Genomic DNA, 22665 nt, shown 5'->3' with positions numbered 1-22665 from the left:
GATGCCACGCAGTCTTAAGAAGGGCCCCTTCGTCGATGACCACCTGCTTCGCAAGGTCGTCACGCAGAACGAGGCCAACACCAAGAACGTCATCAAGACCTGGTCGCGCCGATCGATGATCGTCCCCAACATGCTGGGACACACCATCGCCGTGCACGACGGGCGCAAGCACATCCCCGTGTTCGTGACCGAGAGCATGATCGGCCACAAGCTCGGCGAGTTCGCGCCCACCCGCACCTTCCGCGGCCACGTGAAGGACGACAAGAAGGGTCGTCGCCGCTAACGCGGCGACGTAAGGAGGAGAGAAATGGTGGAGTCGATCGCACGCGTGCGTCACATCCGCGTCACCCCCATGAAGGCCCGTCGCGTCGTCAACCTGATCCGCGGCAAGCAGGCCCTCGAGGCCCTGGCCATCCTGAAGTTCGCGCCCCAGGGCGCCAGCGAGCCCGTCTACAAGCTCGTCGCGTCGGCCATGGCCAACGCTCGGGTCAAGGCGGACAAGGACAACAGCTACCTCGACGAGCAGGACCTCTACGTGAGCCGTGCATTCGTCGACCAGGGTGCGACCCTCAAGCGGTTCCAGCCGCGTGCCCAGGGCCGTGCCTTCCAGATCCTGAAGCGCACCAGCCACATCACGATCGTCCTCGCGACGCCGGATGAGGTCGAGGCTGCCGCTGCTACGAAGAAGGCGAGCAAGTAATGGGCCAGAAAGTCAACCCGTACGGCTTCCGTCTGGGCATCACCACCGACCACGTGTCGCGGTGGTTCACCGACAGCACCAAGGCCGGTCAGCGCTACAGCGACTACGTCGCCGAGGACATCAAGATCCGCACGCTGCTCAAGACCTCGCTCGACCGCGCCGGCGTGGCCAAGATCGAGATCGAGCGCACCCGTGACCGCGTCCGCGTCGACATCCACACGGCCCGTCCGGGCATCGTGATCGGGCGTCGCGGCGCCGAGGCCGAGCGCATCCGCGGCGACCTCGAGAAGCTCACGAGCAAGCAGATCCAGCTGAACATCCTCGAGGTCAAGAACCCCGAGGCCGAGGCTCAGCTCGTCGCACAGGGCATCGCCGAGCAGCTCGCTGCTCGTGTGGCGTTCCGTCGTGCGATGCGCAAGGGCCTCCAGGGCGCCCAGCGCGCCGGCGCCAAGGGCGTCCGGATCCAGGTCTCGGGTCGCCTCGGCGGCGCCGAGATGAGCCGCTCGGAGTTCTACCGCGAGGGCCGCGTGCCCCTGCACACCCTCCGCGCCAACATCGACTACGGCTTCTACGAGGCCAAGACCACCTTCGGTCGCATCGGTGTCAAGGTCTGGATCTACAAGGGCGACATCACCAACAAGGAGCTCGCGCGCGAGCAGGCGAACCAGAAGTCGTCTCGCCCCGAGCGCCGCAACGACCGTGACGGTGCACGTCGCGGGGGCAGCGACCGCGCCCCCCGCGAGCAGAAGGCACCCGCCACCACAGGAGCTGAGGCGTAACCATGCTTATCCCCCGTCGTGTCAAGCACCGCAAGCAGCACCACCCCGGCCGTACCGGCCAGGCCACTGGTGGCACCAAGGTCAGCTTCGGTGAGTACGGCATCCAGGCACTCACGCCCGCCTACGTGACCAACCGTCAGATCGAGTCCGCTCGTATCGCCATGACGCGTCACATCAAGCGTGGCGGCAAGGTCTGGATCAACATCTACCCCGACCGTCCCCTCACGAAGAAGCCCGCCGAGACCCGAATGGGTTCCGGAAAGGGCTCGCCCGAGTGGTGGGTCGCCAACGTCAAGCCGGGTCGCGTGCTCTTCGAGCTCAGCGGCGTCAGCGAGGAGATCGCCAAGGAGGCGCTCACTCGTGCAATCCACAAGCTGCCCCTCAAGGCACGCATCATCAAGCGCGAGGAGGGCGACGCATAATGGCGATCGGTTCCAAGGAGCTCCGTCCTGTCGAGCTCGACACTTTTGAAGACGAGCGTCTCGTCGACGAGCTGAAGAAGGCCAAGGAGGAGCTGTTCAACCTGCGCTTCCAGTCGGCCACCGGTCAGCTCGAGAACCACGGCCGCGTGCGTGCCGTGAAGCGCGACATCGCTCGCATCTACACGGTCCTGCGTGAGCGCGAGCTCGGCATCCGTGCCACCCCCGCCCCGGTCGAGGCCGCCCCCAAGGCGACCAAGAAGTCGACCAAGAAGGCTGCCGCCGCCGACGAGGCGCCCGCCGCCGACACCGTCGAGACTGCCGAGGAGAAGTAATGGCCACCGAGAACAAGACCGAGGTCGACTCGGCAGCCGTCGAGGTCCGCGGCTACCGCAAGACCCGTCGCGGCTACGTGACCAGCGACAAGATGGACAAGACCATCGTCGTCGAGGTCGAGGACCGCGTGAAGCACCCCCTGTACGGCAAGGTCATCCGCCGCACCTCCAAGGTGAAGGTCCACGACGAGGCCAACGCGGCCGGCGTCGGCGACCTCGTCGTGATCAGCGAGACCCGTCCGCTCAGCGCCACCAAGCGCTGGCGCCTGGTCGAGATCCTCGAGAGGGCGAAGTAGGCCTCGCGGTCTGCTCGCGTAGAAGGAGACAGAAGTGATTCAGCAGGAATCCCGCCTCAAGATCGCCGACAACACCGGCGCGAAGGAGATCCTCACCATCCGCGTCCTCGGTGGCTCCGGCCGTCGTTACGCCGGACTCGGTGACGTCATCGTCGCGACCGTCAAGGACGCGATCCCCGGCGGCAACGTCAAGAAGGGTGACGTCGTCAAGGCAGTCATCGTTCGCACCAAGAAAGAGGTCCGTCGTCCGGACGGCTCTTACATCAAGTTCGACGAGAACGCCGCAGTGATCCTGAAGGCCGATGGCGACCCCCGTGGCACGCGTATCTTCGGACCGGTCGGTCGCGAGCTTCGCGACAAGAAGTTCATGAAGATCATCTCGCTGGCGCCGGAGGTTATCTAAGTCATGGCAAACATCAAGAAGGGTGACCTCGTTCAGGTCATCACCGGGGCGACCCAGGCCCGCGGCGGCGACCGCGGCAAGCAGGGCAAGGTCCTCGAGGTCCTCGTCGAGCGCAACCGCGTGGTCGTCGAGGGCGTCAACCTCGTCACGAAGCACGTGCGCGTCGGCCAGACGCAGCGCGGCACCAAGACCGGTGGCATCGAGACGCACGAGGCTCCGCTCCACGTGTCGAACGTCGCGATCGTCGACCCCAAGACCAAGAAGCCGACCCGCGTCGGCTTCCGCGAAGAGACGGTCACGAAGAACGGCGTCACCAAGACCGTCCGCGTCCGCTACGCCAAGGCGTCGGGAGAGAACCTCTGATGACTGACACCACCACGAGCACGCCGGCCGCGCTGCCCCGCCTCAAGGCGAAGTACCGCGCCGAGATCCTGCCCCAGCTGAAGAGCGACTTCGGCTTCACGAACGTCCACCAGGTCCCCGGCCTGGTCAAGATCGTCGTGAACACCGGTGTCGGCGAGGCAGCTCGCGACAGCAAGATCATGGACGGCGCCATCAAGGACCTGACCGCCATCACGGGTCAGAAGCCCCAGGTCACCAAGGCCCGCAAGTCCATCGCGCAGTTCAAGCTGCGTGAGGGCCAGGCCATCGGCGCGCACGTCACGCTGCGCGGCGACCGTGCCTGGGAGTTCCTGGACCGCCTGCTGTCGCTCGCCCTGCCCCGCATCCGCGACTTCCGCGGGCTCAGCGACCGTCAGTTCGACGGCAACGGCAACTACACGTTCGGCCTCAACGAGCAGAGCATGTTCCACGAGATCGACCAGGACCGCATCGACCGTGTCCGTGGCTTCGACATCACCGTCGTGACCACGGCTCGGAACGACGACGAGGGCCGGGCTCTGCTCAAGGCTCTCGGCTTCCCGTTCCGCACGGCCGACCAGGCCAACTAAGATCGTCCGGTCGGCAACTCCTCATCGGAGTTGCCGACCGTTCCCCTGAGGTCACGGAGAATCGCTCCGTGGCCGCCCGATCATCGAGGTCGGCACCCGGTGTACCGGATGTCGAAACCGGATGAGGAAGAGATCAACCGCATGACGATGACAGATCCGGTCGCAGACCTGCTGACCAGACTGCGCAACGCGAACTCGGCTCACCACGAGACCGTCTCGCTCCCCAGCAGCAAGCTCAAGTCCCACATCGCTGAGATCCTCAAGCGCGAGGGCTTCATCGAGTCGTGGAAGGTCGAGGACGCCCGCGTGGGCCAGACCCTCACGATCGACCTGAAGTACGGCCCCGACCGCCAGCGCTCCATCGTGGGCATCAAGCGCGTCTCCAAGCCCGGTCTCCGGGTGTACGCGAAGTCGACCGAGATCCCTCAGGTCTTCGGTGGCCTCGGCGTGGCGATCCTGTCCACCTCCTCCGGTCTGCTGACCGACCGTGAGGCCGAGAAGAAGGGCGTAGGCGGAGAAGTCCTCGCCTACGTGTGGTAACCCGCCATGTCTCGAATCGGAAGACTCCCCATCTCGATCCCTGCCGGGGTCGACGTGAAGATCGACGGCCAGGCCGTCTCGGTCAAGGGCCCGAAGGGCGAGCTCGCGCTCGTCGTCAAGAGCCCCATCGAAGCCAAGCTCGAAGAGGGCACCGTCGTCGTGACGCGTCCCGACGACGAGCGTGAGTCGCGTGCGCTGCACGGCCTGACCCGTACCCTGATCGCCAACCAGATCATCGGCGTGACCCAGGGCTACACCAAGGGCCTCGAGGTCGTCGGCACCGGTTACCGCGTGCAGGCCAAGGGCTCGAACGTCGAGTTCGCGCTCGGCTACTCGCACCCCATCACCGTCGAGCCGCCCGCGGGCATCAGCTTCACGGTCGAGGGCAACAACAAGCTCACGGTCGTCGGCATCGACAAGCAGGCCGTCGGCGAAGTCGCCGCCAACATCCGCAAGCTGCGCAAGCCCGAGCCCTACAAGGGCAAGGGTGTCCGCTACGCCGGCGAGGTCGTCCGCCGCAAGGCCGGAAAGTCAGGTAAGTAATCATGGGTCTCGGTACACGAGGAAAGTCCAAGTCGGCAGCCACCAAGCGCCGTCACACCCGCCTGCGCAAGAAGGTCGTGGGCACCGAAGAGCGCCCCCGTCTCGTCGTCACCCGCTCGGCCCGTCACGTCTTCGTGCAGGTCGTCGACGACAGCAAGGGCTTCACCGTCGCCAGCGCGTCGACCCTCGAGGCCGACATGCGCACCTTCGACGGTGACAAGACCGCGAAGTCCCGCAAGGTCGGTGCGCTCGTCGCCGAGCGTGCGAAGGCCGCGGGCATCGAGGCCGTCGTGTTCGATCGCGGCGGCAACAAGTACGCCGGACGCGTCGCGGCCATCGCCGAAGGCGCCCGAGAGGCTGGTTTGAACCTGTGAGCGACGCTACGAACACCACTCCCCCCGAGGCCCCGGCCGAGGCTCCGGCCGCGGCCACGACGGAGGCCGCCAAGGCTCCCGCCGAGGCCGTCGTCGAGCGCCCCGTCGAGACGGCTGCCGGCTCGGAGTCCAACAACCGCGAGGGCGGTCGCACCGACCGTCGCGGCGGACAGGGTCGCGGAGACCGCAACGCCGGCGGCCGTGGCCGTGGCGACCGTGACGACAAGAGCCAGTTCCTGGAGCGCGTCGTCACCATCAACCGCGTGTCGAAGGTCGTCAAGGGCGGTCGTCGCTTCAGCTTCACGGCGCTCGTCGTCGTCGGCGACGGCAACGGACTCGTCGGCGTCGGCTACGGCAAGGCCCGAGAGGTCCCCACCGCCATCAGCAAGGGCGTCGAGGAGGCGAAGAAGAACTTCTTCCGCGTCCCCCGCATCGGCAACACCATCCCGCACCCCGTGCAGGGTGAGGCTGCTGCCGGCGTCGTCATGCTGCGTCCGGCCTCGGCCGGTACCGGTGTCATCGCCGGCGGTCCCGTCCGCGCCGTGCTCGAGTGCGCCGGGATCCACGACGTGCTCAGCAAGTCGCTCGGCTCGTCCAACACGATCAACATCGTGCACGCGACCGTCACCGCGCTGAAGCTCCTCGAGGAGCCTCGTGCCGTCGCGGCCCGTCGTGGCCTCGACATCGACCAGGTGATGCCGGCGTTCCTGCAGCGTGCAGAGGACGCAGCGCGCACCGCCGCGACCGAGAAGGCAGGTGCCTGATGGCCGCCAACCTCAAGGTGACCCAGATCAAGTCCGTAATCAGCGAGAAGCAGAACCAGCGTGACACGCTGCGGAGCCTGGGCCTCAAGCGCATCGGCCACTCGGTCGTGCGCGAGGACACCAAGCAGAACCGTGGCTACGTCAACGTGGTCGCTCACCTCGTGAAGGTCGAGGAGATTGACTAATGGCTGACGAGAAGAAGGAGCCGGCCGCCAAGGCCGCTCCCAAGAAGGCCGCCGCCCCCAAGGCGACGTCCACCAAGGCTGCAGCCCCCAAGGCCGCCGCCAAGAAGCCGGCTGCCGACAAGGCCGCCGCGTCCACGACGTCCACCACGAAGTCGGCCCCGGCCGCCTCGTCGGACGTCGCGCGTCCGCAGGTGCTCAAGGTGCACCACCTCCGCCCGGCTCCCGGTGCCAAGAAGGCGAAGACCCGCGTCGGACGCGGTGAGGGCTCGAAGGGCAAGACGGCCGGACGTGGCACCAAGGGCCAGAAGGCCCGGTACCAGGTCAAGGTCGGCTTCGAGGGCGGCCAGATGCCGCTGCACATGCGTACTCCGAAGCTGCGCGGGTTCAAGAACCCGTTCCGCGTCGAGTACCAGGTCGTGAACCTCGAGAAGCTCGGCGAGCTCTACCCCCAGGGAGGCGAGGTCACCATCGGCGACCTGGTCGCCAAGGGCGCCGTCCGCAAGAACGAGAAGGTCAAGGTCCTCGGACAGGGCGACCTCAGCGTCGCGCTGACCGTCGCGGTCGACAAGGTCTCCGGCTCTGCCGAAGAGAAGATCGTCGCCGCGGGCGGATCCGTCACCAAGTAATGCCCTGAGGGGGTGGTCCGTCAGGGCCACCCCCTTCAGTCGTCTATCCTTCACACCGGGAGGCCCACCATGTTCAGAGCTGTCGCGCGCATCATGCGCACGCCCGACCTTCGCCGCAAGATCGGGTTCACGCTCGGCATCATCGCGCTCTTCCGGCTGGGGTCCTTCATCCCTGCGCCGTTCGTGGACTACCAGAACGTGCAGCTCTGCCTCGCCGGCAGCCAGGGCACGTCGGGCCTCTACGAGCTCGTGAACCTCTTCAGCGGCGGCGCACTGCTGCAGCTGTCGGTGTTCGCGTTGGGCATCATGCCCTACATCACGTCGTCGATCATCGTGCAGCTGCTGCGCGTGGTGATCCCGCACTTCGACACCCTCTACAAAGAGGGCCAGTCCGGCCAGGCCAAGCTGACCCAGTACACGCGGTACCTCACCATCGCGCTGGGCATCCTGCAGTCGACCACCCTCATCACCGTCGCGCGCTCCGGCACGCTCTTCGCGGGCTCCGGCGCCGCCGAGTGCCAGCAGCTCATCACGAACGACGCCTGGTACGCCGTGCTGCTCATGGTCATCACCATGACCGCCGGTACCGGCCTCATCATGTGGATGGGCGAGCTCATCACCGAGCGCGGCATCGGCAACGGCATGTCGCTCCTGATCTTCACCTCGATCGCGGCCCGCTTCCCCACGGCTCTCTGGAGCATCGCCCAGGCCCGTGGCTTCGAGATCTTCCTGATGGTCATCGCCGTCGGGCTCGTCATCATGGCCGCCGTCGTGTTCGTCGAGCAGTCGCAGCGACGGGTGCCGGTGCAGTACGCCAAGCGCATGGTCGGCAGACGGACCTACGGCGGGAACAACACCTACATCCCGATCAAGGTCAACATGGCCGGCGTCGTGCCCGTCATCTTCGCCTCGTCGCTGCTGTACCTGCCTGCCCTCGTCGCGCAGTTCAACCGGCCGACCGACGGCACGGCCCCGGCCGCGTGGGTCTCGTGGGTCGAGGCGAACCTCACCTCGGGCGACAACCCTCTCTACATGGCCGTCTACTTCGCGCTCATCGTCGGGTTCACGTACTTCTACGTCGCGATCACCTTCAACCCCGAAGAGGTCGCCGACAACATGAAGAAGTACGGCGGGTTCATCCCCGGCATCCGTGCCGGTCGTCCGACCGCCGAGTACCTCGACTACGTCCTGACGCGGGTCACCCTGCCCGGCTCGCTCTACCTCGGCATCGTGGCGCTCATCCCGCTGATCGCCCTGGCCACGGTCGGCGCAAACCAGAACTTCCCCTTCGGAGGCGCGAGCATCCTGATCATCGTCGGCGTCGGCCTCGAGACGGTCAAGCAGATCGACTCGCAGCTCCAGCAGCGGCACTACGAGGGGCTCCTCCGATGACCGGTGCACAGTCCAGCCCGGCACCGCGCCTCCTGATCGTCGGCCCGCCCGGCGCGGGCAAGGGCACCCAGGCGGTGCGCATCGCGGAGTCGTTCGGCATCCCGGCCATCTCCACCGGCGACATCTTCCGGGCGAACGTCGCGGGCGAGACCGATCTCGGCCTCAAGGTCAAGGCGATCATCGACGCCGGCGACTACGTCCCGGACAGCCTCACCAACGAGCTCGTCAGCGACCGCCTGGCCGAGTCCGACGCCGAGCAGGGCTTCCTGCTCGACGGCTACCCGCGCACCGTGCAGCAGGTCGAGTTCCTCGACGAGTTCCTCGCCGGTCGTGGAGAAGCCCTCGCGGCTGTCGTCCAGCTCGTCGCCGACCGTGACGAGATCGTCGAGCGCCTGCGCCGACGTGCCCTCGACCAGGGGCGCTCCGACGACACGGAGGAGGCGATCCGCCACCGGCAGGACGTCTACCTCCGCGAGACCGCCCCGTTGATCGAGACGTACCGCGATCGCGGCCTGCTCGTCGAGGTGGACGGGCTCGGCACGATCGACGAGGTCGCGTCGCGCATCGACGGCGCTCTCGTGGGCGCTGGCTTCCGGCCCACCGCCTCCGCCTCCTGAGCGACGTGTCGTTCCGCAGGCCGGGGATCTACAAGACTCCCGACGAGCTCCGGCTCATGGTGCGACCGGGAGTCCTCACCGCCGAGGCCCTCGACGCCGTGGCGGCGATCATCCGGCCCGGGGTCACCACAGGAGAGCTCGATGCCGTGGCCGAGCGCACGATCCGTGCCGGCGGAGGGGTCCCCAACTTCATGCTGGTGCCGGGCTACCGCCACACCATCTGTGCGTCGGTCAACGACGAGGTGGTCCACGGCATCCCCGGCGGGCGCGTCCTGCAGCCAGGCGACGTCGTCTCGGTCGACTGCGGCGCCGAGGTCGACGGGTGGAACGGCGACAGCGCCCGCACCTTCGTCCTCGACGATCCCGACCGGCCCGACCTCGTGGCAGAGCGCCGGCGGCTCTCCGAGGTGACGGAAGAAGCCCTGTGGCACGGCATCGCTGCCCTGGCGGGTGCGCGCCACCTGAACGAGGTCGGCGACGCCGTGGAGGGACACGTCGAGTCCCGCGGGGAGTTCGGCATCGTCGAGGACTACACCGGGCACGGCATCGGCCGGTCGATGCACGAGGATCCTCCCGTGTTCAACTACCGGGTGAAGGGCCGAGGCCCGGCCGTACGGGACGGCCTCGTCGTGGCCGTCGAGCCCATGGTCACCCTCGGCGGCGCCGACACGGTCACACGGGACGACGACTGGACGGTCGCCACCGTGGACGGCTCGGACGCGGCCCACTGGGAGCACTCCGTCGCGGTCCACCAGGGTGGCATCTGGGTGACGACCGCGCACGACGGCGGAGCGTCAGGCCTCGCGGCCCTCGGCGTCCGGCCTGTCCCGATCGCCTGACACCGGGGTCAGCCCCGCGACGAGCCGACCGAGCACGTCGCCTCGGCTGCCGTCTGGCCCGTGATGGTCGAGGGCAGGGTCGTCGTCACCGGCGAAGGCTCCACCGGCACGTCGGTCGAGGTGTCGGTCGCGGCGCTGGTCGACTCGGCGGGCGCCGGTGCGTCCGTCTCGGGGGCAGGCGCTGCGGACTCGTCGACGGTGGAGCCTCGTCCCTCGGTCTGGTCGCCGAGGGTGAACTTCTGGTCGCCCTGCAGCGCGGCCTCCAGGACGGCGGCGTCGGACTCGGAGGCGACGACCCGCCCTGCCTGGTCGGGGTCGTCGACCACGGGGTACTGGACGAAGACGATGTCGGCAGGAGTCAGGTCCTTGAGCGAGAGCGCCAGCGACACAAGCGTGTCGGGCGAGCTCAGCGACGACGAGAGCGTCATGTTGCCGAGGGCCGCGGAGGCCAGCTTGTACAGCGTCGTCGGGCTCCCGAGCGTGCCGCCGGAGATGATCGTGCGCATCATCGACGAGAGGAACACCTGCTGTGAGCTGATCCGCGCCAGGTCGCTGCCGTCGCCGACGCCGTGGCGGGTGCGGAGGAACTGCAGCGCGTCGATCCCCTGCAGCGAGTGCGTGCCGGCGGACAGGTCGAGCCCGGTGTCGGTGTCGCGGATCCGCTGGGTGACGCAGACGTCGACGCCGCCGAGCGCGTTCGACATCTCGATGACTCCGTCGAAGGTGATCATCCCCGCGTAGTAGACGCTGAGCCCGGTCATGCTCTCGACGGCCGCGACCGTGCAGTTGATTCCACCCGAGCCGTAGAGGGTGTTGAACTGCTGGTAGGACGCGGCGGGGTGGGCGGTGCCGTCGTCGCCGGTGCAGGCCGGCCGGTCGATCATGAGGTCCCGGGGGAAGCTGACGGCCGTCAGCTGCGAGTGGTCCTCGGAGAGGTGGACGAGGATGTTGACGTCGTTGCGCACCCCGTCGACGACACCGGCTGCGACCGCGCTGCCAGGATCGCGTTGGTCGCTGCCGATCAGCAGGATGTTCGCGCCGCCCGGCATCGCCGAGATCTCGTCGGGCGCCGCGGTCGCGTTGCCGAGGGCCACCGACGTGACCGACGACGTGAGCTGCTGGGCGGTGATCGCAGCCAAGGAGGCGCCGCTCACCAACAGCACCGCCAGCGCGCTCGCGACCACGGTCACCAGTGCGCGGACCGGCCCCCGGCGTCGCAGCCGACCGTGACGGGCGGCCCCTCGGCGGCCGGGCGTACGTGTCTGCTGGGGCATGCGGAGCTCCTGGTCGGCGTCATCGTCGTCGACTCGGCGTGTCGGGTCGACGGGCGGGTTGCTGAAGTGTAGCGGCATCACCTAGGATCGATCTTTGGTGTTCCCAGGCCACATCTGTGTGCCCGGGGCGCCGATTGCCCGCACGACCAACACCCCCAACTCTGAGCGACTGTGAGTCCATGGCCAAAAAAGACGGTGTCATCGAAATCGAAGGAGCTGTGATCGAAGCTCTGCCCAACGCGATGTTCCGCGTCGAGCTGACCAACGGTCACAGGGTTCTCGCCCACATCTCGGGAAAGATGCGTCAGCACTACATCCGCATCCTCCCCGAAGACCGTGTGATCGTCGAGCTGAGCCCCTACGACCTGACCCGCGGCCGGATCGTCTACCGCTACAAGTAGGGCGTGCTGGAAAGGAACGGCCCCGCGCACCCGCGGGGCACGAAGCCAGCGAGATCAAGGAAACAACGATGAAGGTCAACCCCAGCGTCAAGCCCATCTGCGAGCACTGCAAGGTGATCCGCCGCAAGGGCAACGTCATGGTCATCTGCAAGAGCAACCCCCGCCACAAGCAGCGTCAGGGCTAGTCGGCGGACATGCTCCGGCCGCGTGAGCGGTCAGCAGCAGCCGGGGCTCCGAGCCCCACAGCACCACCCCACGAGCAGCACCAGAACTCGTCGAGACGTCGCCCAGCGCGACGGCCGGCGGGGGACACCCCGGGCGGAGGCCCGGGCACCGGTGCTGCGTCACACCTCCACCACTCTCTGAGGAGAAGCCACCATGGCACGTCTAGCAGGCGTTGACATCCCGCGCGACAAGCGCGTCGAAGTCGCACTGACCTACATCTACGGAGTCGGCCGCACCCGCGCGCTCAAGACTCTGGCCGAGACCGAGATCGACGGCAACATCCGCGTCAAGGACCTCACGGACGACCAGCTCGTCCTGCTCCGCGACCACATCGAGGGCAACTTCAAGGTAGAGGGAGACCTCCGACGCGAGGTCGCCGCCGACATCCGCCGCAAGGTCGAGATCGGCAGCTACGAGGGCATCCGCCACCGCCGCGGCCTGCCTGTGCGCGGCCAGCGCACCAAGACGAACGCGCGTACCCGCAAGGGCCCGAAGCGCACCGTCGCCGGCAAGAAGAAGGCTCGCTAGGCCCCGGCTCCCGCCGTACGCCTCTAGGTTCGTAGGAGATCAAAATGGCAGCACCGAAGTCGGCCGCGCGCAAGCCCCGCCGCAAAGAGAAGAAGAACGTCGCAGTGGGCCAGGCCCACATCAAGAGCACGTTCAACAACACCATCGTGTCGATCACCGATCCCTCGGGTGCCGTGCTGAGCTGGGCTTCGTCCGGCGCCGTCGGCTTCAAGGGCTCGCGCAAGTCGACCCCGTTCGCCGCGCAGCTCGCGGCCGAGTCGGCTGCGCGTCAGGCGCAGGAGCACGGCGTCAAGAAGGTCGACGTCTTCGTCAAGGGCCCGGGCTCGGGTCGCGAGACCGCGATCCGCTCCCTCCAGGCCGCTGGCCTCGAGGTCGGCTCGATCAACGACGTCACCCCGCAGGCGCACAACGGCTGCCGCCCGCCGAAGCGTCGTCGCGTCTAACTGAGTTGCCGCCCGTCGTGCCTCCTCCTCCCCTCGCGGGGCGAGGAGGCGCGGCGGGCTCGACCGCGTCACCACCGCCTCCTGCGTCCATCGCACGGGGCACCCACAACTCAAGAGACCGACGGGCCAGCCACCCTGTCGTACCGCCGAGAGTCATATAGCGGACTCTCCGCCGAAAGGAACCCACAGTGCTCATTGCACAGCGCCCCACCCTCACCGAGGAGAACATCTCGGAGTTCCGCTCGCGTTTCGCGATCGAGCCCCTCGAGCCCGGCTTCGGCTACACCCTCGGCAACTCGCTGCGTCGCACGCTGCTGTCGTCGATCCCCGGCGCGGCCGTCACCAGCATCCGCATCGACGGCGTGCTGCACGAGTTCACGACCGTCCCCGGCGTGAAGGAGGACGTGACCGAGGTCATCCTCAACATCAAGCAGCTGGTCGTCTCGAGCGAGCACGACGAGCCGATCACGGCCTACCTGCGCAAGCAGGGTGCCGGCCAGGTCACGGCCGCCGACATCTCGGCTCCGGCCGGCGTCGAGATCCACAACCCCGAGCTCGTCATCGCCACGCTCAACGACAAGGCGAAGTTCGAGCTCGAGCTGACCATCGAGCGTGGCCGCGGCTACGTCTCGGCCGTGCAGAACCGCGCGGAGTTCAGCGAGGCGGGCCAGATCCCGATCGACTCGATCTACTCGCCCGTGCTCAAGGTCACCTACCGCGTCGAGGCGACTCGTGCCGGTGAGCGCACCGACTTCGACCGCCTGGTCGTCGACGTCGAGACGAAGCCGGCGATCACGCCGCGCGACGCCATCGCGTCGGCCGGTCGCACCCTGACCGAGCTGTTCGGCCTGGCGCGCGAGCTCAACACCGCTGCCGAGGGCATCGAGATCGGCCCCGCGCCGGTCGACGCCGTCCTCTCCAGCGAGCTGCAGACCCCGATCGAAGACCTGGACCTGTCGGTCCGCAGCTACAACTGCCTGAAGCGCGAGGGCATCAACACGGTGTCCGAGCTCGTCGCCCTCTCGGAGACGCAGCTCATGAACATCCGCAACTTCGGTCAGAAGTCGGTCGACGAGGTGAAGGACAAGCTCGTCGAGCTGGGCCTCTCGCTCAAGGACACGGTCCCCGGGTTCGACGGAGCCCACTTCTACAGCGGCTACGACGAGGAAGAGACCAACTAGGTCTCGTCCGCCCGACGCCCTCCATCTTCGACAGCTAGGAACCAACCACCATGCCCAAGCCCACCAAGGGTCCCCGCCTCGGAGGCGGACCGGCTCACGAGCGCCTGATGCTCGCGAACCTCGCCGCCTCGCTCTTCGAGCACAAGAGCATCAAGACGACCGAGACGAAGGCCAAGCGCCTGCGTCCCGTCGCCGAGCGCCTCGTCACCTTCGCGAAGCGGGGCGACCTCGCGTCGCGTCGTCGTGCGATGCAGACGCTGCGCAACAACAAGGACGCCGCGCACATCCTCTTCACCGAGATCGCGCCGCTCGTCGAGAACCGTGAGGGCGGCTACACCCGCATCACGAAGCTCGGCTTCCGCAAGGGCGACAACGCCTCGATGGTGTCGATCGAGCTCGTGCTCGAGCCCGTCACCCCCAAGGTCAAGTCGTCGTCGAGCTCGAAGGCCACGCCGGCCGCCGCGCCCGTCGAGGAGCCCACGGAGGCCCCGGTCGACGAGACCGAGACGATCGAGCAGAGCGAGCCCGTCGAGGCCGAGACCGAGACGGCTGCCGCCGACGAGGTCGAGACCGACGCCGCCGCGAAGTCGGACGACAAGTAGTCAGACGACAACTAGTCAGAAGAACCACCGGCAGAGGGCCCGTCACCGCGAGGTGACGGGCCCTCTGTCGTCGCCCCAGGACACGGCCAGGTCGCCGGTGGGGCATCCTGCCGACATGCGCGTCCCCCGAACAGGTGTCGTTCACCTAGACGACACGTGACGGAAACCAGCCGGGCCCGCGTCCCGCCTAGGTTCACAGGGTCCCCGTTCTCCCTGCTGAAGGAACTCATGCCGTCCCGACCCCCGCACCGTCCCCGACACGTCCCCACCAGGGCGGTCGCCCTGGTGGCCGGCCTCGCCGTCCTGCTCGGCCCGCTCGTCCCCGCCGCCGCCTCCGCAGCCCCTGACGACGCCGGCGTCGTCATCTCGGAGCTGTACGCCAAGGGCGGCAGCGCGAACGCCCCGTATGCGAACAAGTTCGTGGAGCTGTACAACCCGACCACCGCCTCCGTCTCGCTGGCGGGCTGGTCGCTCCAGTACCGGTCGGCCACCGGCACGGGCGCGTTCACGCCCGCGGCGCTCTCCGGCTCGATCGCCCCCGGCGGCCACTACCTCGTGCAGATGGCCTCGAACGCGGCGAACGGCGCCCCGCTGCCGACCCCGGACGCGGTCACCACCCTCAACCCGGCCGGCGCGAGCGGAGTCGTCGTCCTCTCCGACGCGACCGCGCCCCTGACGCTGCCCGTCGGGTCCGTGTCGTCCACGACGCCCGGCGTCGTCGACGCTCTCGGCTACGGCGTGGCCACCGTGTTCGAGACGAGCGCTGCCGAGGTCGGCTCCGGCAACAGCACCCCCACCTCCTACGTGCGCACCGACTTCGTCGACACCGACGTCAACTCGGCCGACTTCGTGCAGCAGTCCCAGATCACCCCCCAGAACTCCGGGGGAGGCGGCACGACGCCGACCGACCCGGTGCCCGTCCCCGACCCGGTCAGCGAGGCCGACGTCACCATCGCCGAGCTGCAGGGCGCCACCGACGTCAGCCCGTGGGCCGGCCGCACGGTGACCACCCGCGGCGTCGTCACCGCGACCTACCCGACCGGCGGCCTGAACGGCTACGTCATCCAGACCCCTGGCACCGGCGGCGCGCTCGACCTCGGCACCCATCTCTCCTCCGACGCGGTCTTCGTCTACTCGGCCTCCACCGCGGGCCTCGTCGAGCCGGGCGACCACGTCGAGGTCGTGGGCGCCGTCACCGAGTTCTTCGGCCTGACCCAGGTCACCGTCACCGGCGCGTCTTCCCTGACGGTGCTCGACGAGCCCGCCGTCGCGCCGCTGCCCGCCACCGTCGGTTTCCCGGCGACCGACGCGCAGCGCGAGTCGCTCGAGAGCATGCTCGTGCTGCCCCAGGGCGAGTTCACCGTGGCCGACACCTACACGACGAACCAGTACGGCGAGGTGAAGCTGGCGGTCGGGGATCGTCCGCTGATCCAGCCGACCGAGGTCGCGACCCCCGGCAGCGCCGAGGCGGCGGCAGTCGTGGCGGACAACGCCGCGCGGGCCGTCACCCTCGACGACGGCGCCACGACGAACTTCTTCACGGCGGCGAACCAGTCGATCCCCGTGCCGTGGCTCTCGAACGAGCACCCGGTCAGCGTGGGCGCGTCGGTCTCGTTCACCGACCCCGTCGTGCTCGACTTCCGCAACTCGGCGTGGAAGTACCAGCCGACCGGTCGGATCACCGGCGACACCGCGTACGCGGAACTTCCCGTGACCTTCGAGAACGTGCGCACCGACCGGCCCCGCGACGTGGGCGGCGACATCTCGCTCGCGAGCTTCAACGTGCTGAACTACTTCACGACGACCGGTGACAGCGTCCCCGGCTGCACGTTCTACCGCGACCGTGCGGGCGCGCCCCTCACCGTGAACAGCGGCTGCGACGCGCGCGGCGCCGCGAACGCCGAGAGCCTCGCCCGTCAGCAGGTCAAGATCGTCACGGCGATCAACGCGCTCGGCGCGGACGTCGTCTCGCTCGAGGAGATCGAGAACTCGGCCCGCTTCGGCAAGGACCGTGACGAGGCAGTCGACACGCTCGTCCGTGCCCTGAACGCCGCCGCCGGGTCGGACGTCTGGGCCTTCGTGCCGTCGCCCGCCCCCGAGGCCCGCCCCGCCAACGAGGACGTCATCCGTCTGGCCTTCATCTACAAGAAGGCGGCCGTCGAGACGACGGGGCAGTCGACGATCCTCACGGGCTCGCCGGCGTTCAGCAACGCTCGTCAGCCTCTCTCGCAGGCCTTCCGGCCGGTGGGCGGCGACGCGGACTCGACGTTCCTCGCCATCGCCAACCACTTCAAGTCCAAGGGCAGCGGAAGCGGCCCTGACGCCGACCTCGGCGACGGGCAGGGCGCCTCCAACGCCTCGCGCGTCAACCAGGCGACGGCCCTCGCGGCGTTCGCGACGGCGCAGGAGGCGGTGGCCGGCACCGACAAGGTGTTCCTGCTGGGCGACTTCAACGCCTACAGCGAGGAGGACCCGATCCAGGTGCTCCGCACGGCCGGCTACACCGACCTCGGCTCGACCGAGACGGGCGAGTACAGCTACGTGTTCAGCGGCCTCAGCGGCTCGCTCGACCACGTGCTGGCCTCGCCCGCCGCCCTCGAGACGGTCTCCGGGGTGGACATCTGGAACATCAACTCGGGCGAGTCCGTCGGCCTCGAGTACAGCCGCTTCAACTACAACGCGGTCCAGCTCTGGCAGCCGGACCAGTTCCGGGCGAGCGACCACGACCCCGTCGTCGTGGGCCTCGACCTGCTGGCCGACGTGGTCGACCCGACGGAGCCGGGCCTGCCCGGCACGCCCGGCGACCCGGCCGATCCCGCGAACCCGGCCGACCCTGCCGACCCGGCTGACCCGGCCGCGCCCGCCGCTCCCGGCGGTGCCGTCCCGGCAGGCCAGGCGCCGACGGCCGACGGCCTCGCCTACACGGGCTCGGACTCGATCGCGGCGTGGGTCGCCCTGGCGCTGGCGCTGCTGACCGCGGGCGGGACGATCCTCGTCCGCCGTCGCCGCGCCTCCTCGGGGGCCTGACGACGCCGCGCTGACGGGCGGGCTGCCCGACGGCGGTCGCGACACGGGAGACCGTGCCGCGACCGCCGTCGGCGTCGTGCAGCCGGGGCGACGAGGAGGCGCGCCCCGGCCCCCGTAGGATCGACCCCGTGACGAACGCCCCGGCCCTCGACGACCCGGCCTTCGTGCAGGCGGGCCTGACCCGCGTCCGGCTCACCGTGGCCTACGACGGCACGGCGTTCTCGGGCTGGAGCGAGCAGCCGGGGCGGCGGACGGTCCAGGGCGAGATGGAGGCCGCGCTCCGCACCCTCTTCGGCCGCCACGAGCACGTGCCCACGGTCACGGTCGCCGGCCGCACCGACGCCGGCGTGCACGCGCGCGGCCAGGTCGTGCACCTCGACCTGACGGACGAGCAGATCGCCCAGCTGCAGCGGCCGCACCGGGGCATGGTCGACCGGTCGCCGCTGGACGCGCCGACCGTGCTCGCCCGGCGGCTGAACGGGCTGGCCGGCTCGACGGACGAGATCGTCGTCTCGGGTGCGCGCCTCGCGCCTCCCGGCTTCCACGCGCGCTTCGGCGCGCTCTGGCGGCGCTACGAGTACCGCATCGCCGACCGCGGGGCCGAGCGCGACCCGACGAGGCGCAGCCACACGCTCTGGTACGACCACCTGCTCGACCTCGACCTGATGAGCGCGACGGCCGCCGGGCTCGTGGGGCTGCACGACTGGGCCGCCTACTGCCGGCACCGCGACTACGCGACCACCATCCGCGAGCTGCAGCACTTCACCTGGCGGCGCGACGACGACGGCGTGCTCGTCGCGACGGTGCAGGCCGACGCGTTCTGCCACAACCTCGTCCGCAACCTCGTCGGCGCCTGCGTCGCGGTGGGGGAGGGCGCGATGCCCGAGCACCGAGCCGTCGGCGTCCGTCGCGAGGCCGCGCGCAACGGCGAGTTCCGGGTGGTGCCGGCGACGGGCCTCACCATGGTCGAGGTCGGCTACCCGCCCGACGACGAGGTCGCGGCACGCGTCGTGCTCACGCAGGTCAAGAGGTCGGCCGCTAGCCTCGACGGATGAGCGCTCCCCGCCCCGCAGTCCCGTCCGACGTCCCCGAGCTGCTGCGCCTGATCGTCGAGCTCGCGGTCTACGAGAAGGAGCCGGACGCCGTCAGGGCGACGGAGGGCGACCTCCAGCGGGCGCTCTTCGGCGAGGCGCCCGCGGTCTTCGCCTTCGTGGTCGACGGCGACGAGCCCGGCGAGCTGGCCGGCCTCGCGATCTGGTTCCTCACCTTCTCGACCTGGGAGGGCGTCCACGGCATCCACCTCGAGGATCTCTACGTCGCGCCGCAGCACCGGGGCACAGGCCACGGCAGGGCCCTGCTGGCGAGGCTGGCGCAGGAGGCGGTGGCCAGGGGCCTCGCCAGGGTCGAGTGGGCTGTCCTCGACTGGAACGAGCCGTCGATCGGCTTCTACCGGTCGCTCGGCGCCGCGTCGATGGACGAGTGGACCACCTTCCGTCTCGACGGCGGCGCGCTCACGGCGCTCGGCGCCTCCTGAGGCGAGGCGGACCGGCACGGCCGCCCGTCCGACCACGACCGTTTGACGCCTCCTGGCGTGTCGGGTATCGTCGACCCTTGGTGCCTGCGCAACTGCGCGCGGCGCCCGAAGTTGAGCCCTCCACCTGACTCGTTCTCGCGACATCGCCGCGACAACGGCAACGGAGCGGGATTCACGGACACCTCACCTCGACCAGGAAGCAGCACTACTGTGACGCGCACTTTCTCTCCCAAGCCGGCTGACGTCCAGCCGCAGTGGCTGATCATCGACGCGAACGACGTCGTCCTCGGCCGTCTGGCCTCGCACGTGGCAGCCCTGCTGCGCGGCAAGCACAAGGCGACCTTCGCCCCCCACATGGACATGGGCGACTTCGTCATCGTCATCAACGCCGACAAGGTTGCCCTCACCGGCTCCAAGCTGGCCGAGAAGCTCTACTACCGCCACTCGGGCTACCCGGGCGGCCTGACGGCGACGACCTACTCCGAGATGGTCGAGAAGCACCCGACGCGCGCCGTCGAGAAGGCCATCCGCGGCATGCTGCCGAAGAACTCGCTGGGCCGTGCCCAGATCAAGAAGCTGAAGGTGTACGCGGGTGCCGAGCACCCCCACGCTGCTCAGCAGCCCACGGTTTACACCCTCGACCAGGTCGCCCAGTAGCGTCCGCCTTCAGACTTAAGGACTCCCACACAGTGGCTCAGATCGCAGATTCCATCGACCAGGCTCCCGAGAGCTTCACCACCGAGAGCTCCGCTCCCGAGGCCCAGGCGACGCCCCGCGCCGTCCTGAACGTCTCCGGCTCGGCCGTCGGCCGCCGCAAGGAGGCCATCGCCCGCGCGCGCCTCGTGCCCGGCACCGGCACCTTCGTGGTGAACGGCCGCACCCTCGAGGAGTACTTCCCGAACAAGCTGCACCAGCAGCTGATCAACGACCCGTTCAAGGTGCTCGACCTGCTCGGCGCCTACGACGTCACCGTCAAGGTCACCGGCGGCGGCCCCTCCGGCCAGGCCGGCGCGCTGCGCCTCGCCATCGCGCGCACGCTGAACGAGATCGACCGCGAGAACAACCGCGCCACCCTCAAGAAGGCCGGCTTCCTCACGCGTGACGCTCGCGTCATCGAGCGCAAGAAGGCCGGTCTGAAGAAGGCCCGCAAGGCCTCGCAGTTCTCGAAGCGCTAAGAACCACGACGGGGGCAGGTCCGCGATGTCGCGACTCTTCGGTACCGACGGCGTTCGGGGACTTGCCAACCGTGAGCTGACCGCCGCGCTCGCCCTGGGCCTCGCCCAGGCGAGCGCGGTGGTGCTCACGAAGGGGCACCACGCGGAGGCGCGTCGTGCCGAGGGTCGACGGCCGGTGGCCGTCGTCGCTCGTGACCCCCGCATCTCGGGGGAGTTCATCACCGCCGCCGTCTCGGCGGGCCTGGCCAGCTCCGGCGTCGACGTGCTCGACGCCGGGGTCATCCCGACCCCCGCGGCGGCGTTCCTCGTCGACGACATCGGCGCCGACTTCGGCGTGATGATCAGCGCCTCGCACAACCCGGCGCCCGACAACGGCATCAAGTTCTTCGCGTTCGGCGGCACGAAGCTGCCCGACGAGGTCGAGGACCGCATCGAGGCCGCCATGAGCGAGCCGCAGCTGATGCCGGTCGGGGGCGACGTCGGTCGCATCCGTCGCTTCGCCGACGCGGAGGACCGGTACGTCCTGCACCTCCTCGGTGCCCTGCCGAACCGCCTCGACGGCATCCACGTCGTGCTCGACTGCGCCCACGGCGCCGCCTCGGCCGTCTCGCCCGAGGTCTTCACCGACGCGGGCGCGAAGATCACGCTGATCGGGGCCGACCCCGACGGCATGAACATCAACGACGGCGTGGGCTCGACCCACCTCGACAACCTCGCCGCCGCCGTGCTCGAGCACGGTGCCGACGTCGGCATCGCCCACGACGGCGACTCGGACCGCTGCCTGGCGGTCGACGCGACGGGCGCGGTCGTCGACGGCGACCAGATCATGGCGATCATCGCCGTCGCCCAGAAAGAGCACGGCAAGCTGGCGCACGACACGCTCGTCGCCACCGTGATGAGCAACCTCGGCCTGATCCGCGCGATGGCCGACCACGGCATCACGGTGCGCCAGACACGTGTCGGCGACCGCTACGTGCTCGAGGACATGAACGAGCACGGCTTCAGCCTCGGCGGCGAGCAGTCCGGCCACATCGTCTTCAGCGAGTACGCGACGACCGGCGACGGCATCCTCACGGGGCTCTCGCTCGTGGCGCGCATGGCCGAGACCGGCAAGACGCTCGCCGAGCTGGCCCAGGTCATGACGGTGTTCCCGCAGATCCTGATCAACGTCGAGGGCGTCGACCGCGAGCGCCTCGCGGGCGACGAGGGCGTCGCCGCGGCGGTCGCCGCCTTCGAGGCCGAGCTCGGCGACTCGGGTCGCGTGCTGCTCCGCCCGTCGGGCACCGAGCCCGTCGTGCGGGTCATGGTCGAGGCCGCCGACCAGGAGACCGCCGACCGGGTCGCGCACGCGCTGGCCGACGTGGTCCGCGAGCGACTCGCCCTGTAGCGACCGTCCGGGCCGCCGCCCGTCGTGCCCAGTCGTCGCCGGTCGTGCACGATGGGCGCATGACCCTCCTCGTGCCGGCTGCCGTGTTCGCCGTCCTCTACGTGGTGAGCCGGCGGCGTGACGCCCGGAGGCTGCGCAACGGAGTGTTCCTCGTCGGCGCCCTGGGGTCGCTGCTGCTCGCCGGCGTGCTCGAGCTCGCCGCGGCGAGTTCCCTGCTGCAGCTGCTCGTCCTCGCCGGCTTCGCGCTCGCAGGCGTCCTCATCCTGGTCCTGGCCGTCTTCCTCGTCGCCAACGGCGTCACGATGCTCCGCCTCGAGGGGCGGAGCATCGGCAACCTGCTGTCGCTCCTCGCGGGACTGGCTCTCGTGGTGCTGCCCGCCGCCGCCCTGTCGCTGATCTTCGTCCCGGCCAGGACGACGCTCCCGTCGCCGGTCGTCACGCTTCTGGTGTCGCTCGGCGTCCTCGTGTTCTTCGCCTGCCTGTACGCCGCGGCGACCTTCGCTGCCTTCGGCCTCTACTCGCTCGTCTACAGCCGTCACCCCCACACGGACCGTCCCGACGCGCTGGTCGTTCTCGGCTCCGGGCTCATCCGCGGCGAGGTGCCCCCGCTGCTGCGCAGCCGGCTCGACAGGGCCCTCGCGATCTACCGGTCGGTGCCGGTGGGGACGACCCGGCCGATCCTGGTGCCCTCTGGCGGGCAGGGCTCCGACGAGCCGCGGCCGGAGGGCGAGGCCATGGCCGAGTACCTGCTGGCCCACGGAGCCGACCCGTCCGACGTGCACCCCGAGACCGCGTCCACGAGCACCCGCGAGAACCTCGTGCTCTCTCGCGAGGTGCAGCACGCAGCAGGTCGCGGGGGCAGCACGCTCGTCGTCACCAACGACTACCACGTGCTGCGAGCCGCCCTGCTCGCCAGGGCGGTCGGCAGCGACGCACAGGTGGTGGGCTCGCCGACGGCCGCGTACTACGTGCCCAGCGCCTTCCTCCGCGAGTACGTCGCGATCATGGTCGAGCACAAGCGCCTCAACGCGGCCGCGATCGGCGCCGTCGTCGCCTTCGTCGCGCTGCTGACCGTGGTGTCGTTCCTGCCGGTGTGACGACCGGCGGCGGGCCGTGGTGCCGGCCG

General features: G+C 69.3%; 32 protein-coding genes. 31 read left to right on the top strand and 1 reads right to left on the bottom strand.

The window, feature by feature from the left end:
• Nucleotide 1: 1 nt before the first annotated feature.
• The 18 genes from rpsS to map all read left to right on the top strand — a co-directional run bounded on the left by rpsS (nt 2) and on the right by map (nt 9762).
• On the top strand, nt 2-283 hold the full coding sequence (gene rpsS / locus JOE35_RS14975; protein ID WP_123547689.1) for a 30S ribosomal protein S19: 282 nt from the start codon (nt 2-4) through the stop codon (nt 281-283).
• Between the two features lie 24 nt (nt 284-307).
• Nucleotides 308-700 (top strand): 50S ribosomal protein L22, encoded by a 393-nt coding sequence (rplV, locus tag JOE35_RS14970; RefSeq protein WP_123547690.1) that lies wholly within the window; start codon nt 308-310, stop codon nt 698-700.
• Nucleotides 700-1479: a 30S ribosomal protein S3 gene (rpsC, locus tag JOE35_RS14965; protein WP_123547691.1), complete on the top strand. Its 780-nt coding sequence runs from the start codon at nt 700-702 to the stop codon at nt 1477-1479. Before rplV ends, rpsC begins: the two co-directional genes overlap by 1 nt.
• A 2-nt stretch (nt 1480-1481) precedes the next feature.
• Entirely contained in the window at nt 1482-1901 is a 420-nt protein-coding gene (gene rplP / locus JOE35_RS14960) for a 50S ribosomal protein L16 (protein ID WP_056259714.1), read from the top strand.
• Complete coding sequence (rpmC, locus tag JOE35_RS14955; protein WP_123547692.1) at nt 1901-2233, top strand: 50S ribosomal protein L29; 333 nt, start codon at nt 1901-1903, stop codon at nt 2231-2233. Before rplP ends, rpmC begins: the two co-directional genes overlap by 1 nt.
• Nucleotides 2233-2529 carry a 30S ribosomal protein S17 gene (rpsQ, locus tag JOE35_RS14950; RefSeq protein ID WP_133738229.1) on the top strand — a complete coding sequence of 99 codons (297 nt, stop codon included), beginning with the start codon at nt 2233-2235 and terminating at the stop codon, nt 2527-2529. The genes rpmC and rpsQ overlap by 1 nt, the downstream gene beginning before the upstream one ends.
• Nucleotides 2530-2563: 34 nt before the next feature.
• Nucleotides 2564-2932, top strand: a complete 369-nt coding sequence (gene rplN, locus JOE35_RS14945) for a 50S ribosomal protein L14 (protein WP_043593350.1) — start codon at nt 2564-2566, stop codon at nt 2930-2932.
• A gap of 3 nt (nt 2933-2935) precedes the next feature.
• The gene (rplX, locus tag JOE35_RS14940) at nt 2936-3295 is read left to right on the top strand and encodes a 50S ribosomal protein L24 (RefSeq protein ID WP_133738230.1); all 360 of its coding nucleotides are present in this window, start codon (nt 2936-2938) and stop codon (nt 3293-3295) included.
• Nucleotides 3295-3882, top strand: coding sequence for a 50S ribosomal protein L5 (gene rplE / locus JOE35_RS14935; protein ID WP_123547695.1), 588 nt, complete (start codon nt 3295-3297; stop codon nt 3880-3882). Before rplX ends, rplE begins: the two co-directional genes overlap by 1 nt.
• 141 nt (nt 3883-4023) lie before the next feature.
• Entirely contained in the window at nt 4024-4422 is a 399-nt protein-coding gene (gene rpsH, locus JOE35_RS14930; protein ID WP_123547696.1) for a 30S ribosomal protein S8, read from the top strand.
• Nucleotides 4423-4428: 6 nt separating this feature from the next.
• Complete coding sequence (gene rplF, locus JOE35_RS14925) at nt 4429-4965, top strand: 50S ribosomal protein L6 (RefSeq protein ID WP_123547697.1); 537 nt, start codon at nt 4429-4431, stop codon at nt 4963-4965.
• Nucleotides 4966-4967: 2 nt separating this feature from the next.
• On the top strand, nt 4968-5339 hold the full coding sequence (rplR, locus tag JOE35_RS14920; protein ID WP_123355181.1) for a 50S ribosomal protein L18: 372 nt from the start codon (nt 4968-4970) through the stop codon (nt 5337-5339).
• Nucleotides 5336-6103, top strand: coding sequence for a 30S ribosomal protein S5 (gene rpsE / locus JOE35_RS14915; RefSeq protein WP_307803109.1), 768 nt, complete (start codon nt 5336-5338; stop codon nt 6101-6103). The genes rplR and rpsE overlap by 4 nt, the downstream gene beginning before the upstream one ends.
• Nucleotides 6103-6288: a 50S ribosomal protein L30 gene (gene rpmD, locus JOE35_RS14910; RefSeq protein ID WP_123547699.1), complete on the top strand. Its 186-nt coding sequence runs from the start codon at nt 6103-6105 to the stop codon at nt 6286-6288. Before rpsE ends, rpmD begins: the two co-directional genes overlap by 1 nt.
• Entirely contained in the window at nt 6288-6914 is a 627-nt protein-coding gene (gene rplO / locus JOE35_RS14905; protein ID WP_209561706.1) for a 50S ribosomal protein L15, read from the top strand. Before rpmD ends, rplO begins: the two co-directional genes overlap by 1 nt.
• 69 nt (nt 6915-6983) lie before the next feature.
• Nucleotides 6984-8306 (top strand): preprotein translocase subunit SecY, encoded by a 1323-nt coding sequence (secY, locus tag JOE35_RS14900; RefSeq protein ID WP_123547701.1) that lies wholly within the window; start codon nt 6984-6986, stop codon nt 8304-8306.
• On the top strand, nt 8303-8923 hold the full coding sequence (locus JOE35_RS14895; protein WP_209561705.1) for an adenylate kinase: 621 nt from the start codon (nt 8303-8305) through the stop codon (nt 8921-8923). Before secY ends, JOE35_RS14895 begins: the two co-directional genes overlap by 4 nt.
• 5 nt (nt 8924-8928) lie before the next feature.
• Nucleotides 8929-9762 (top strand): type I methionyl aminopeptidase, encoded by an 834-nt coding sequence (map, locus tag JOE35_RS14890; protein ID WP_209561704.1) that lies wholly within the window; start codon nt 8929-8931, stop codon nt 9760-9762.
• 8 nt (nt 9763-9770) lie between these two features.
• Here the strand turns inward: map and JOE35_RS14885 are convergent, their stop codons facing one another.
• On the bottom strand, nt 9771-11036 hold the full coding sequence (locus JOE35_RS14885; protein WP_209561703.1) for an LCP family protein: 1266 nt from the start codon (nt 11034-11036) through the stop codon (nt 9771-9773).
• A gap of 179 nt (nt 11037-11215) precedes the next feature.
• Here JOE35_RS14885 and infA point away from each other — a divergent pair, with 179 nt between their 5' ends.
• The 13 genes from infA to JOE35_RS14820 all read left to right on the top strand — a co-directional run bounded on the left by infA (nt 11216) and on the right by JOE35_RS14820 (nt 22636).
• Nucleotides 11216-11437 (top strand): translation initiation factor IF-1, encoded by a 222-nt coding sequence (gene infA / locus JOE35_RS14880; RefSeq protein ID WP_043593329.1) that lies wholly within the window; start codon nt 11216-11218, stop codon nt 11435-11437.
• A gap of 68 nt (nt 11438-11505) precedes the next feature.
• Nucleotides 11506-11622 (top strand): 50S ribosomal protein L36, encoded by a 117-nt coding sequence (gene rpmJ / locus JOE35_RS14875; RefSeq protein WP_043593327.1) that lies wholly within the window; start codon nt 11506-11508, stop codon nt 11620-11622.
• Between the two features lie 193 nt (nt 11623-11815).
• Entirely contained in the window at nt 11816-12190 is a 375-nt protein-coding gene (gene rpsM / locus JOE35_RS14870; RefSeq protein WP_056057338.1) for a 30S ribosomal protein S13, read from the top strand.
• Nucleotides 12191-12234: 44 nt separating this feature from the next.
• Nucleotides 12235-12633: a 30S ribosomal protein S11 gene (gene rpsK / locus JOE35_RS14865; RefSeq protein WP_055799944.1), complete on the top strand. Its 399-nt coding sequence runs from the start codon at nt 12235-12237 to the stop codon at nt 12631-12633.
• Nucleotides 12634-12821: 188 nt separating this feature from the next.
• Nucleotides 12822-13814, top strand: coding sequence for a DNA-directed RNA polymerase subunit alpha (locus JOE35_RS14860; protein WP_123547705.1), 993 nt, complete (start codon nt 12822-12824; stop codon nt 13812-13814).
• A gap of 50 nt (nt 13815-13864) precedes the next feature.
• Nucleotides 13865-14416 carry a 50S ribosomal protein L17 gene (rplQ, locus tag JOE35_RS14855; RefSeq protein ID WP_209561702.1) on the top strand — a complete coding sequence of 184 codons (552 nt, stop codon included), beginning with the start codon at nt 13865-13867 and terminating at the stop codon, nt 14414-14416.
• Between the two features lie 228 nt (nt 14417-14644).
• The gene (locus JOE35_RS14850; RefSeq protein ID WP_209561701.1) at nt 14645-17443 is read left to right on the top strand and encodes an ExeM/NucH family extracellular endonuclease; all 2799 of its coding nucleotides are present in this window, start codon (nt 14645-14647) and stop codon (nt 17441-17443) included.
• A gap of 128 nt (nt 17444-17571) precedes the next feature.
• The gene (locus JOE35_RS14845) at nt 17572-18498 is read left to right on the top strand and encodes a tRNA pseudouridine synthase A (RefSeq protein ID WP_307803108.1); all 927 of its coding nucleotides are present in this window, start codon (nt 17572-17574) and stop codon (nt 18496-18498) included.
• A complete protein-coding gene (locus tag JOE35_RS14840) occupies nt 18495-18977 on the top strand; it encodes a GNAT family N-acetyltransferase (protein WP_209561700.1) in 483 nt (160 codons plus the stop codon). The genes JOE35_RS14845 and JOE35_RS14840 overlap by 4 nt, the downstream gene beginning before the upstream one ends.
• A 210-nt stretch (nt 18978-19187) precedes the next feature.
• Nucleotides 19188-19634 carry a 50S ribosomal protein L13 gene (gene rplM / locus JOE35_RS14835; RefSeq protein ID WP_146902850.1) on the top strand — a complete coding sequence of 149 codons (447 nt, stop codon included), beginning with the start codon at nt 19188-19190 and terminating at the stop codon, nt 19632-19634.
• 32 nt (nt 19635-19666) lie between these two features.
• Nucleotides 19667-20152, top strand: coding sequence for a 30S ribosomal protein S9 (gene rpsI, locus JOE35_RS14830; protein ID WP_123547710.1), 486 nt, complete (start codon nt 19667-19669; stop codon nt 20150-20152).
• 25 nt (nt 20153-20177) lie between these two features.
• Entirely contained in the window at nt 20178-21539 is a 1362-nt protein-coding gene (gene glmM, locus JOE35_RS14825; protein WP_209561699.1) for a phosphoglucosamine mutase, read from the top strand.
• 59 nt (nt 21540-21598) lie between these two features.
• On the top strand, nt 21599-22636 hold the full coding sequence (locus JOE35_RS14820) for a YdcF family protein (protein WP_209561698.1): 1038 nt from the start codon (nt 21599-21601) through the stop codon (nt 22634-22636).
• Nucleotides 22637-22665 lie beyond the last annotated feature (29 nt).

The sequence above is a fragment of the Frigoribacterium sp. PvP032 genome, assembly GCF_017833035.1.
Taxonomy (GTDB): domain Bacteria; phylum Actinomycetota; class Actinomycetes; order Actinomycetales; family Microbacteriaceae; genus Frigoribacterium.
Note: the sequence above shows the minus strand (reverse complement) of the source record. Positions and strands in the feature narration are given on the sequence as shown.